Consider the following 12,531-nt stretch of genomic DNA (forward strand, 5'->3'; position numbering starts at 1 on the left):
GTCCTCGTCGCTCGGCACCAGCCGGGACCGCCGAAACGGATCACCGCCAGGGGAGGAGAATCTCATAAGACGATCATCTTTGACAGTGTGTTGATAGTTCGCGGTCCGTTCGGTGCCGGACAGCCGAAAGGGCGCGCCCCTGCCTCAGGGGCGCGCCCTCAGCGCGGTACCGCCGTACGAGACCCGCGCGGGAGCCTGTGCTCAGTCGCGGGAAGAGCCCTCGCCCAGGTGGTGGACGCGGACCATGTTGGTGGTGCCGGGGACGCCGGGCGGCGAACCGGCGGTGATGACGACGATCTCGCCCGGCTCGAAGCGGTGCAGCCGGGTGATCTCCTGGTCCACCAGGTCGACCATCTCGTCGGTGCTGTTCACGAACGGCACGACGTGCGACTCCACGCCCCAGCTGAGCGCCAGCTGGTTGCGGGTGCCCTCGTCCGTGGTGAACGCGATGATCGGCTGGGCGGCGCGGTAGCGGGACAGACGGCGGGCGGTGTCGCCGGACTGGGTGAAGGCGACCAGGCCGCGCCCGCCGAGGAAGTCGGCGATCTCGGCGGCCGCGCGGGCCACCGAACCGCCCTGCGTGCGCGGCTTCTTGCCGGGGACGAGCGGCTGGAGGCCCTTGGAGAGCAGCTCCTGCTCGGCCGCGGTGACGATCTTCGACATCGTCTTCACGGTCTCGATCGGGTACGCGCCCACGCTCGACTCGGCGGACAGCATGACCGCGTCGGCGCCGTCCAGGATCGCGTTGGCCACGTCGGAGGCCTCGGCGCGGGTCGGACGGGAGTTGGTGATCATCGACTCCATCATCTGGGTCGCGACGATCACCGGCTTGGCGTTGCGCCGGCACAGCTCGATCAGGCGCTTCTGCACCATGGGGACCTTCTCGAGCGGGTACTCGACGGCCAGGTCGCCACGGGCGACCATCACGCCGTCGAACGCCATCACGACGTCCTCCATGTTCTCCACCGCCTGCGGCTTCTCCACCTTGGCGATGACGGGGACGCGGCGCCCCTCCTCGTCCATGACCCGGTGGACGTCGGCGACGTCCTTGGCGTCCCGGACGAAGGAGAGCGCGACCAGGTCGCAGCCCATGCGCAGCGCGAACCGCAGGTCGTCGATGTCCTTCTCGCTGAGCGCGGGCACGTTGACGGCCGCGCCGGGCAGGTTGATGCCCTTGTGGTCGGAGACGACGCCGCCCTCGATGACGATCGACTTCACCCGCGGGCCCTCGACGTCCAGGACCTTCAGCTCGACGTTGCCGTCGTTGATCAGGATCTGGTCGCCGCGCGAGACGTCCCCGGGCAGGCCCTTGTAGGTGGTGCCGCAGATCTGCTTGTCGCCCGGCACGTCCTCGGTGGTGATGACGAACTCGTCACCCCGCTCCAGCTCGACCGGGCCCTCGGCGAAGGTCTCCAGGCGGATCTTCGGGCCCTGGAGGTCGGCGAGGACGCCGATGGCGCGGCCGGTCTCCTTGGACGCGGCACGGACCCGGTCGTAGCGGCCCTGGTGCTCGGCGTGCGTACCGTGGCTGAAGTTGAAGCGGGCCACGTTCATGCCGGCCTCGATCAGCGACACGAGTTGGTCGTGGGAGTCGACCGCGGGGCCGAGAGTACAGACGATTTTCGAACGGCGCATGGGACGATCCTATCGGTTTGTTTCGCCGCGGAATATTCCGTCTGGCGGAAGATACAAATGAGGTGGCCGGCGCTCAGTTGCTTTCCTGCTCAGTTCGTGTTTTCGACCAGTGCGTACGTCTGCGTCGCGATCTCCAGCTCCTCGTCGGTCGGTACCACGGCGACCTTCACCCGCGCGTCACCGGGCGAGATCAGCCGCGGCTCGTCACCGCGTACGGCGTTCAGTTCGCCGTCCACCGCCAGGCCCAGGGTCTCCAGGCCCGCGACGGCCGCCTCCCGCACCGGCGCCGCGTTCTCGCCCACCCCCGCGGTGAACGCGATCGCGTCCACCCGCCCGAGGACGGCGTAATAGGCGCCGATGTACTTCTTCAGGCGGTGAATGTAGATGTCGAAGGCGAGCTTCGCCCGTTCGTCGCCCTCGTCGACGCGGCGCCGGATCTCCCGCATGTCGTTGTCGCCGCACAGGCCGATCAGTCCGCTCTTCTTGTTGAGAAGAGTGTCGATTTCGTCGATGGACATTCCGCCAACACGCGCCAAATGGAAGATGACGGCCGGATCGGCGTCCCCGGAGCGGGTACCCATCACCAGGCCTTCGAGCGGCGTCAGCCCCATGGACGTGTCGACGCACCGCCCGCCCCGCACGGCCGACGCCGACGCCCCGTTGCCGAGGTGCAGCACGATGACGTTCACCTCTTCGGGCGCCCGGCCCAGCAGCTTCGCCGTCGCCCGGGAGACGTAGGCGTGCGAGGTGCCGTGGAAGCCGTAGCGCCGGACGCGGTGCGCGTCGGCGGTCTCGACGTCGATCGCGTAGCGGGCGGCCGCCTCCGGCATCGTCGTGTGGAAGGCGGTGTCGAAGACGGCGACCTGGGGCAGATCGGGGCGCAGGGACAGCGCGGTGCGGATCCCGGTCAGGTTGGCCGGGTTGTGCAGCGGCGCCACGGGGATCAGCCGCTCGATCTCCGCGAGCACGGCGTCGTCGACGACGGTCGGCTCGGTGAAGCGCTTGCCGCCGTGCACCACCCGGTGCCCGATCGCGGCCAGCTCGGGCGAGTCCAGCCCGAGCCCGTCCTTGGCCAGCTCCTCGGCCACGGCCTTCAGCGCGGCGTCGTGGTCGGCGATCGGCCCGGTCCACTCACGGGACTCCCCGCCCCGGGCGAGGGGCGTGTGCTTGAGCCGGGAGGTCTGCTCCCCGATGCGCTCCACGAGCCCGGCGGCCAGCCGGCTGCTGTCCCGCATGTCGAGCAGCTGGTACTTCACCGACGAGGAGCCGGAGTTGAGGACGAGGACACGGGTGGAACTCACTGTGCGGTTGCCTTCTCGCTCGGGGACTGTGCCTGGATCGCCGTGATGGCGACCGTGTTGACGATGTCCTGCACGAGGGCGCCCCTCGACAGGTCGTTGACCGGCTTGCGGAGCCCCTGGAGCACCGGCCCGACGGCGATCGCGCCGGCCGAACGCTGCACGGCCTTGTAGGTGTTGTTGCCGGTGTTCAGGTCGGGGAAGATCAGCACGCTGGCCTGGCCGGCCACCTCGGACCCGGGCAGCTTGGTCGCCGCGACCGACGGCTCCACGGCCGCGTCGTACTGGATCGGCCCCTCGATGGCGAGGTCGGGACGGCGGGCGCGGACGAGCTCCGTGGCCTCCCGCACCTTGTCGACGTCGGCCCCGGAACCGGAGGTGCCGGTGGAGTACGACAGCATCGCGATCCGCGGCTCCACGCCGAACCGGGCGGCGGTCGCCGCCGACTGGATGGCGATGTCGGCGAGCTGCTCGGCGTTCGGGTCGGGGTTCACGGCGCAGTCGCCGTAGACGAGGACCTTGTCGGCCAGGCACATGAAGAACACGGACGAGACGATGTCGGCGTCCGGCTTGGTCTTGATGATCTCGAACGCGGGCCGGATGGTGGCGGCCGTGGAGTGCACGGAGCCCGACACCATGCCGTCGGCGAAGCCCTCCTGCACCATCAGCGTGCCGAAGTAGTTCACGTCGGAGACCACGTCGTACGCCAGCTCCACCGTCACGCCCTTGTGGGCGCGCAGTCCCGCGTACAGCTCGGCGAAGTGGTCGCGCAGCTCGCTGGTGGCCGGGTCGGTCAACTGGCAGTCGCCCAGGTCGATGCCGAGGTCGGCGGCCTTCTTGCGGATCTGCTCGACGGGACCGAGCAGGGTGAGGTCGCAGACGCCGCGGCGCAGCAGCACCTCGGCCGCGTGCAGCACCCGCTCCTCCGTCCCCTCCGGCAGCACGACCCGGCGCCGGTCGGAGCGGGCCTGCTCCAGCAGCTGGTGCTCGAACATCATCGGCGTCACGCGGTCGCTGCTCGGCGCGGAGACCCGCTTCAGCAGGTCGGCCGTGTCGACGTACCGCTCGAAGAGACCGAGGGCGGTCTCCGCCTTGCGCGGGGTGGCCGCGTTGAGCTTGCCCTCCAGGGAGAACAGCTGCTCGGCCGTCGGGAAGCTGTTGCCGGTCACCGACAGCACGGGGGTGCCGGGCGCGAGCCGGGCGGCGAGGGTCAGGACGTCCCCGCTCGGCACCTCGCCGAGGGTGAGCAGCACACCGGCGATCGGCGGGGTGCCGGCGCTGTGCGCGGCCAGCGAGCCGACGACCAGGTCGGCCCGGTCGCCGGGGGTGACCACCAGGGCGCCCGGGGTCAGCGCGTTCAGGAAGTTCGGCAGCATCGCGCCGCCGAAGACGAAGCCGAGCGCGTCACGGGCGAGCCCGGAGTCGTCGCCGAGCAGCACCTTCGCGCCGAGCGTGTGCGCGACCTGCGCGACGGTCGGCGCGGACAGGGCGGGCTCGTCGGGGATCACGTGGCAGGGCACCGGCAGCCGGCCCGCGAGCCGGTCGGCTATCGGGTCCCGGTCCTGGCGGGCGACCCGGTTGGCGACCATGGCGATGACGTCGCAGCCCAGCCCCTCGTACGCCCGGTAGGCGTTGCGGGTCTCGGCGAGCACGGACTCCGCGGTCTGCCCCCGGCCGCCGACGACACCGATCACGGAGGCGCCGAACTCGTTGGCCAGCCGGGCGTTGAGGGACAGCTCGTCCGGGAACTGGGTGTCGGCGTAGTCGGTGCCCAGGACGAGGACGACGTCGTAGGCGCGGGCGACGCGGTGGAACCGGTCGACGAGCGTGGAGACCAGCTCGTCCGCGCCCCGCTCCGCCTGGAGGACGGACGCCTCGTGGTAGTCCATGCCGTAGACGGAGGCCGGGTCCTGGGACAGCCGGTAACGGGCGCGCAGCAGCTCGAACAGGCGGTCCGGCCCGTCGTGGACGAGGGGACGGAACACGCCCACCCGGTCGACCTGCCGGGTCAGGAGTTCCATGACTCCCAGCTCGACGACCTGGCGGCCGTCGCCGCGGTCGATCCCGGTCACGTACACGCTGCGCGTCACGCGTGCTCTCCGTTCCTGTCGGTTCCTGTCGGTGGCGGCTGCCGGCGGCGGGTACCCGCGGCGAGGCACCTGCCAGTGCACAAAAATCGCCCACCGGGGTGAGCGGGATGCTCTTGACAATACCCCCGTCCGCGGATAAGGCGCCCGTCAAGAGACAGTCTCCTCGGCGGCATGAAACAATCGGTGTGGCTCACCGGCGACAACAGCGAGCAGGAGACACAGCACGATGCGTATCGGAGTTCTCACCGCAGGTGGCGACTGCCCCGGGCTGAACGCAGTGATCCGGTCGGTCGTGCACCGAGCGGTCGACAACTACGGCGACGAGGTCATCGGCTTCGAGGACGGCTACGCGGGCCTGCTGGACGGCCGCTACCGCGGCCTCGACCTCAACGCCGTCAGCGGCATCCTCGCCCGCGGCGGCACCATCCTCGGCTCCTCCCGCCTGGAGCGCGACCGGCTGCGCGAGGCCTGCGAGAGCGCCGGCGACATGATCCACGACTTCGGTATCGACGCGCTCATCCCGATCGGCGGCGAGGGCACGCTGACGGCGGCGCGCATGCTGAGCGACGCCGGGCTGCCGGTGGTCGGCGTCCCGAAGACGATCGACAACGACATCTCCTCCACGGACCGGACGTTCGGCTTCGACACGGCGGTCGGCGTCGCCACCGAGGCGATGGACCGCCTCAAGACCACGGCCGAGTCCCACCAGCGCGTCATGGTCGTCGAGGTCATGGGCCGGCACGCGGGCTGGATCGCCCTGGAGTCGGGCATGGCGGCCGGCGCCCACGGCATCTGCCTGCCGGAACGCCCCTTCGACCCGGCGGACCTGGCCAAGATGGTCGAGGAGCGCTTCGCACGCGGCAAGAAGTTCGCCGTCGTCTGCGTCGCGGAGGGCGCCCACCCCGCCGACGGCACCATGGACTACGGCAAGGGCGAGATCGACCAGTTCGGCCACGAGCGCTTCCGGGGCATCGGAACGGCGCTGGCGTACGAGCTGGAGAAGCGGCTCGGCAAGGAGGCCCGCCCGGTCATCCTCGGCCACGTCCAGCGCGGCGGCACCCCCACCGCGTACGACCGCGTCCTCGCCACCCGCTTCGGCTGGCACGCCGTCGAGGCGGCGCACCGCGGCGAGTTCGGCAAGATGACCGCGCTGCGCGGCACCGACATCGTGATGGTGCCGCTGGCGGAGGCGGTCACCGAGCTGAAGACGGTGCCGAAGGACCGGATGGACGAGGCGGAGTCGGTCTTCTAGACGGTCCGCCGGCTCCGCCGCCCGCGCCGTCTCCTTCGCCGGACGCCGGTCATGGCGGGCCGATCAGGCGGGCGGCGACGGAGCGCGCTTCGGCGGCTTCGCCGGGGGCGTGGGCTCTGCTGTAGGCGTCGGCCGCTTCCAGGTAGGCGGTCCGGGCTTCGGACGGGCGTTGCGCGGTTTCGTGGAGCAAGGCGAGATTCACCAGGGTCTGCCCCATGCCGTACCAGTCCTCGAACTCCGCACTGATGGCCAGGTCCTGGTGGAACGCCTCGACCGCCTCATCGAGCCGTCCTCCGCTGTGCAGGGCGATACCGAGGTTGTTCCACGCCCTGCCCTCGCCCTGGCGGTCCCCGAAGTCCCGGTGGATCGCCAGGGCCTTGCCGAACGCGTCGATGGCATCCGCTGTCCGCCCCGCCTCGTGCAGGGCGTTGCCGAGGTTGGTCCACGCCTTGCCCTCGCTGTGGTGGTCCTCCGCTTCCTGGAACACGTTCCGGGAGCGGGTGTGGGCGTCGATGGCGTCGTCCAGTCGGCCGGCCTCGTGCAGGGCGTTGCCGAGGTGGCCCCATGCCATGCCTTCGCTGCGGTGGTTCTCCGTCGCCCGGAACAGATGGCGGGAGTGAGTGTGGGCGTCGATGGCGTCGTCCAGCCGGCCGGCCTCGTGCAGGGCGTTGCCGAGGTTGCTCCAGGCGATGGCTTCCGCCCTCCGGTCCCCGGCACGGTGCGCGGCCGACCGAGCCGTGTCCGCGACGGTGATGCCGTCGTCGAAGTAGCGCCGCCAGTGCAGGTACTGCCCCAGGTTCAACGCCAGCGAGAGGCCCGCATCGGCGAACTCCTCCTCCTGTGCCCACCCCACCGCCGCCACCAGGCCGGCCCGCTCTCGGTCGAGCCACTCCAACGCCTCCCTGCGGCCTTCGAACACCTTCGGCACCGGCTGCCCCGGGAACCACCGCAGCCAGTTGTCCGCCGCGTCGGCCCACCGCGCATAGAACCCCATCACCCGCCCGCGGGCCGCCTTGCCCTCCTTGCGCAGCTCGGTGTCCTCCGCCACCACCCTCGATCCGAACGCCCGCACCAGGTCATGCGTCCGCCATCGCCCAGCGGAGACCATGCCGTCGCCGGGCCGGACCGAGGCCACCAGATGAGTGGCTGCCAAGGACTCGAGCACCGACAGCGTGTCCTCCACGGCCATGTCGGCCAGAGCGGCCACTGCCTCCGTGCCGGTCTCCGCGGCCGGAGCGAGACAGAGCAGGCGCAGCAGCCGGGCCTGCTCGTCGGGCAGCCGCTCGTACGAGGTCTCCAGGACGGGGCGGAGAACGAGCGAGCGGCCGTACAGGTCCGTTCCGGTGCGGCCGTTGTCGAGGACGGCCGTCGCGTCGCCGGCCGTCCTGATCTCGGCCACCAGTGACGCGATGTCCCGGTGGCTGCGCCGGCGCAGCATGGCCGCCGCGATGTGCAGAGCGAGGGGGAGATGGCCGCACAGATCGGTCAGTTGCCGAAGTGCGGCCGGTTCGCGCTCCGGACGGTCGTCGTGCTCGTCGGTGATGCGCAGGGCACGGACGACGAGGGCGACGGAGTCGTTCGGGGCGAGCGTCCCGAGGTCGACGAAGCGCAGCGGCAGAGTGTCGTGGCGATCACGGGAGGTGATCAGGACCCGGTGGCGGTCGGTGGGAGGCAGCAGTTCCCGGTACTGCTCCGGATCCGACGCGTTGTCCAGGATCAGCAGCATCCGCCCTTCCCGCTCCGCCAGCAGCGCGCGGTAGGCGTCGTACTGTCCCGTGGCCGTCGTCGGAAGGTCGGCGCCCCGCACACCGAGCGCGTCCAGCAGCGCCAGCACCGCCTGGTCGGCCGTCACCGGATCGTCGTCGTACCCCCGCAGGTCCACGAAGAGCGTGCCGCCCGGGAACCACCCCTGCCCGCAGGCCCGGTGCGCCGCCTCCAAGGCCAACGCCGTCTTGCCGATGCCGCCCATGCCGGTGACGGCGAAGACGAGGACGGGGAGGGCATCGTCCGTGGTGGGGGCGAGTTGGGCGAGCAGGCGGTCGATGTGTTCCCGCCGGCCGGTGAAGCCCAGCGGCCGGGGCGGCAGGACGGCCGTCGCCCGGGGCACCGGGCCGTGCACGGTCTCCCTACGGCCTTCCGGTCTGCTTGCCGATGACCGTTCCGTGGAAGGTGCCGCCCCGGAAGTCGATGTGGTCCCCGCCGTATGCGGTGCCGCCGCCCGAGCCGGGTTGGGGGCCCTCCTGGGCGTCGGAGGAGCCGGCCCGGGGACGGTGTCTGCGCAGGACCGCCACCGCGACCTTCGCCGCCTGCGCGGCGGCGAGCTCCTGGGAGCCGCCCGCGTCCGCGTCCGCCTTCCGCGCGTCGGCGCGGTCGCTGACCCCCCGGATCACCAGAGCCGTCACCTGGCCGCTCAGATGGGCCGCGTGCGCCGCGCCGGAGCCCTCCATCTCGATCGCGGCGGCGTCGTTGTAGTGCTCGCGCAGGTGCTGGGCGATCTGCGACTCGGCGTCGGCCAGGACGACGTCCCCGGAGGCGATCGGCTTGAAGTGGGGCCGGACGTCCGTCATGTCCCGTACGGCCGACCGGGCCGCCTGGACCAGGGCGTTGGAGGCACGCCAGGCCTCGGGCCTGGACAGGAAACCCCGCGGGGTCCACTTGCCGCCGTGGACGGCGTACACCTTGGTGCCCACGACGACGTCCCCGACCGCGATGTCGTCCTTCAGACTGCCCGCGATGCCGACGAACAGCACGGCCTGCGGGCGCAGCCAGTTGATGATCTGCGTGGTCATCGCGGCCGCGTTGTCCACCCCCTCGCCCAGCTCGGCGAGCGCCACCCGCCAGGGCGTGCCGTCCAGACGGCCGATCTCCACGCGGGTTCCGTCCTCGGGGTGGACGTCCTCCTCGCGGTCGGTGATGTGGGCGCGTACGGCCGCGTACTCGAGCGCGAGCGCGGTGAGGACCACGACAGTGGGTTTTGTCTCCGGCACCCCTTTAAGGTACTGCCAGAGCCATCGGGGGAAGGGGCGCTTGCCGTGGCAGAACAGGACGTCACCGTCGGGCAGTTGCTGCTCGCCGAGTACCAGAGCGTCAAGGACGAGCAGAAGGCGCGGATCGGGTTCCGGGACAACCTGCTGTACGTGACGCTGGCCGTGGTGGCGGCGGTGATCGCCGCCGCGGCGCAGGCGAAGCAGGCGCAGATGCTGCTCGCCCTGCCGCCGGTGTGCGTCGTGCTGGGGTGGACGTACCTGGTCAACGACGAGAAGATCTCCGCGATCGGGCGCTATGTGCGGGGCGATCTGGGGCCCCGGCTCGCCGGACTCGCCGGGCTCGCCGGTGCGGCGGAGGCCTTCGGATGGGAGAGCTTCCACCGCAACGACGCCCGCCGGTTCTCGCGCAAGCTCGTGCAGTGCGTGGTGGACCTGGTCGCGTTCTGCGTCGTGCCGCTGGGCGCGCTGGTCGTGTACTGGGCCGGAGGCGATGTCTCGGCGGGACTGCTGGTGCTGTCCGTCGTGGAGGCGGGGGGCGTGCTGGGGCTGGGGGTGTACGTCGTGCGGTACGCGGTGCCGTTCGGGAGCGGCAGCGGGGGCGGCAGCGGGGGCGGCGGCGGGGCATGAGCCGGTACGACGACCATGTCGACTTCCAGGGCGGGGAGTTCAACGGCCCGGTGATCGGGAAGGTCGAGTACGGCCGGCCGGCGGCCGCGCCCACCGCCCTGGACTCCCTGCCGGCCCGGGCCCCCGGGTTCACCGGACGCGAGACCGCGGGAGCCCGGGCCCTCGCCGGGGCCCTCACCTCCCCCGGCTCCCCCGAACCCACCGATACACCAGCTCCGGCCTCCCCACCTGCCCGTACAACGGCTGCCGCACCGCCTGCCCCGCCTCCACCAGGTGCTCCAGGTACCGGCGCGCGGTGATCCGCGAGATGCCCACGGCCTCGGCGGCCGCCGCCGCGGTCAGCCCCTCCTCCGCCTCCCGCACGGCGCCCACCACCCGCTCCAGCGTCGGCCCGCTCAGCCCCTTCGGCAGCGCCGCCGGTCCCGGGGCGCGCAGGGCGGCCAGTGCGCGGTCCACCTCGTCCTGGCCGCTCGCCTCGCCCGCGGCCGCCCGGAACTCGGCGTACCGCACCAGGCGGTCCCTCAGCGTGCCGAAGGTGAACGGTTTCAGGACGTACTGCACGACACCCAGCGACACCCCCTCGCGGACCACCGTCAGGTCCCGCGCCGACGTCACCGCGATCACGTCCGCGCGGTAGCCGGCGGCCCGCAGGGACCGGGCCAGTTGCAGCCCGTGGCCGTCCGGCAGGTGCAGGTCGAGCAGCAGCAGGTCGACCGGTGTGCGGTCCAGCAGGCGCCGGGCCTGCGCACCGGTGTGGGCCTTGCCCACCGCGACGAATCCCGGCACCCGTCCGACGTACAGGACGTGCGCGTCGGCGGCCACCGGGTCGTCCTCGACGACCAGGACGCGGATTTGCTCCTCGCCCGTCCCGCCGGTTCCGCCTGTCCCGCAAGTTCCGCCGGTTCCGCCGGTTCCGCCAGTCACGTTCGTACCGCCAGTCACGCCCCTCCCGCCGGTCCCGCCCGTCACGTCCGGCCTCCCGGTACCGGTGCCGCGCCGGCCGCCGTCCGCAGGGGCAGCCGTACGGTGAACTCCGCCCCGCCCCCGTCGGCCTCCGCCACCGACAGCGTGCCCTCGTGGCGGTGCACGGCCTGGCGGACCAGGGCGAGGCCCAGGCCGCGCCCGCCGGGGCCGGCCGGCTTGGTCGAGAAGCCGCGTTCGAAGACCTGGGAGGCGTGCGCGGGGTCCACTCCCGCCCCCGTGTCCGCCACCCGGAGGACCAGTTCCCCGCTGCCGCCGGGTCCGGCGCGGCCCTCCGTCGACGCGGTCACCGTCACCCGCGCCGGCGCGCGGCCCCGGGCCGCGTCCACGGCGTTGTCGATGAGGTTGCCGAGGATGGTGACGAGGTCGCGGGCGGGCAGCGACCGCGGCAGCAGCCCGTCGTCCAGGCCGCTCTCCCGGGAGACCACCAGCTCCACGCCCCGCTCGTTGGCCTGGGCCGTCTTGCCCAGGAGCAGGGCCGCCAGCACCGGCTCGCTCACCGCCGAGACCACCTGGTCGGTGAGGGCCTGGGCCAGTTCCAGTTCGGCGGTCGCGAAGTCGGCGGCCTCGTCCGCGCGGCCCAGTTCGATCAGCGAGACGACCGTGTGGAGCCGGTTCGCCGCCTCGTGGGCCTGGGAGCGCAGTGCCTGGGTGAAGCCGCGCTCCGAGTCCAGCTCGCCCATCAGGGACTGGAGCTCGGTGACGTCGCGCAGGGTGACCACCGTGCCGCGCCGTTCACCGCCGGACACCGGGGAGGTGTTCACGACCAGCACCCGGTCGGCGGTCAGGTGCACCTCGTCCACCCGCGGTCCGGAGGCCAGCAGCGCGCCGGTCAGCGGCGCGGGCAGACCGAGGTCGGCGACGGAGCGGCCGACGACCTCCCCGCGGAGCCCCAGCAGTTCGCGGCCGCCGTCGTTGATCAGCGCCACCCGGTACTGGCCGTCCAGCATGAGCAGGCCCTCGCGGACCGCGTGCAGCGCCGCCTGGTGGTAGTCGTGCATCCGGCTCAGCTCGGCCGCGTTCATGCCGTGGGTGTGGCGGCGCAGGCGGGCGTTGATGACGTAGGTGCCGACCGCGCCGAGGACGAGGGCGCCGGCCGCGACGCCGAACAGGGCCGTGACCTGGTCCGAGACCCGCCTGCTGATCGCCTCCACCTTGATGCCCGCGCTGACCAGGCCGACGATCCGGTCGTCGTCGTCCCGCACGGGGGTGACCGCGCGGACGGACGGGCCGAGGGTGCCGGTGTAGGTCTCGGTGAAGGTCTCGCCCTTCAGCGCCCGCGCGGTGTTGCCGCGGAACCGCCGCCCTATCTCGTCGGTGTCGGGGTGGGTCCAGCGGATGCCGTCCGGGCTCATGATCGTGACGAAGTCGACCTCGGTGTCGTGCATGATCCGCGTCGCGTACGGCTGGAGCTCGGCCGTGGGGTCGGCGGTGCCGATCGCCTCCCGCACGGAGGGGGCGTCGGCGACCGAGCGGGCCACGGCGGTGGCCTGGCGGCTCGCCGCCTCCTCGGCCTGGGAGCGGTCGCTGACGTAGGTGAACAGCGCGCAACCCGCCACGACGACCGCGATCAGCACGGCCTGCATGGCGAACAGCTGGCCGGCCAGGCTGCGGGGTCGGGGGACGGGCAGGCGCATCCCGTCAGTGTGCCCCTGACCTCG

Annotated in this window: 9 protein-coding genes; 2 read left to right on the plus strand and 7 right to left on the minus strand. The window is 72.1% G+C overall.

Annotation, left to right across the window (positions count from 1 at the left end):
• Nucleotides 1-201: 201 nt before the first annotated feature.
• The 3 genes from pyk to pta form a co-directional block, all read right to left on the minus strand.
• Complete coding sequence (pyk, locus tag ACFV9M_RS21980) at nucleotides 202-1,635, minus strand: pyruvate kinase (RefSeq protein ID WP_385061576.1); 1,434 nt, start codon at nucleotides 1,633-1,635, stop codon at nucleotides 202-204.
• 89 nt (nucleotides 1,636-1,724) lie between these two features.
• Complete coding sequence (locus ACFV9M_RS21985) at nucleotides 1,725-2,936, minus strand: acetate kinase (RefSeq protein WP_385061574.1); 1,212 nt, start codon at nucleotides 2,934-2,936, stop codon at nucleotides 1,725-1,727.
• Nucleotides 2,933-5,023, minus strand: a complete 2,091-nt coding sequence (gene pta, locus ACFV9M_RS21990; protein ID WP_385061573.1) for a phosphate acetyltransferase — start codon at nucleotides 5,021-5,023, stop codon at nucleotides 2,933-2,935. The genes ACFV9M_RS21985 and pta overlap by 4 nt, the downstream gene beginning before the upstream one ends.
• A gap of 226 nt (nucleotides 5,024-5,249) precedes the next feature.
• On the opposite strand from pta, the gene ACFV9M_RS21995 reads away from it, so the two are divergent.
• Nucleotides 5,250-6,275 carry an ATP-dependent 6-phosphofructokinase gene (locus ACFV9M_RS21995; protein ID WP_385061571.1) on the plus strand — a complete coding sequence of 342 codons (1,026 nt, stop codon included), beginning with the start codon at nucleotides 5,250-5,252 and terminating at the stop codon, nucleotides 6,273-6,275.
• Nucleotides 6,276-6,324: 49 nt separating this feature from the next.
• Here ACFV9M_RS21995 and ACFV9M_RS22000 read toward each other — a convergent pair whose 3' ends face one another.
• Nucleotides 6,325-8,394: a tetratricopeptide repeat protein gene (locus ACFV9M_RS22000; RefSeq protein WP_385061569.1), complete on the minus strand. Its 2,070-nt coding sequence runs from the start codon at nucleotides 8,392-8,394 to the stop codon at nucleotides 6,325-6,327.
• A 7-nt stretch (nucleotides 8,395-8,401) separates the two neighbouring features.
• Entirely contained in the window at nucleotides 8,402-9,262 is an 861-nt protein-coding gene (locus tag ACFV9M_RS22005) for a nucleosidase (protein ID WP_385061567.1), read from the minus strand.
• 45 nt (nucleotides 9,263-9,307) lie between these two features.
• On the opposite strand from ACFV9M_RS22005, the gene ACFV9M_RS22010 reads away from it, so the two are divergent.
• Nucleotides 9,308-9,889, plus strand: a complete 582-nt coding sequence (locus ACFV9M_RS22010) for a hypothetical protein (protein WP_385061565.1) — start codon at nucleotides 9,308-9,310, stop codon at nucleotides 9,887-9,889.
• Between the two features lie 174 nt (nucleotides 9,890-10,063).
• Here the strand turns inward: ACFV9M_RS22010 and ACFV9M_RS22015 are convergent, their stop codons facing one another.
• Nucleotides 10,064-10,741: a DUF977 family protein gene (locus tag ACFV9M_RS22015; protein WP_385061928.1), complete on the minus strand. Its 678-nt coding sequence runs from the start codon at nucleotides 10,739-10,741 to the stop codon at nucleotides 10,064-10,066.
• A gap of 113 nt (nucleotides 10,742-10,854) precedes the next feature.
• Entirely contained in the window at nucleotides 10,855-12,507 is a 1,653-nt protein-coding gene (locus tag ACFV9M_RS22020) for an ATP-binding protein (protein ID WP_385061564.1), read from the minus strand.
• Between the last annotated feature and the right edge of the window lie 24 nt (nucleotides 12,508-12,531).

This window comes from Streptomyces sp. NPDC059895, from assembly GCF_042731035.1.
Classification (GTDB): domain Bacteria; phylum Actinomycetota; class Actinomycetes; order Streptomycetales; family Streptomycetaceae; genus Streptomyces.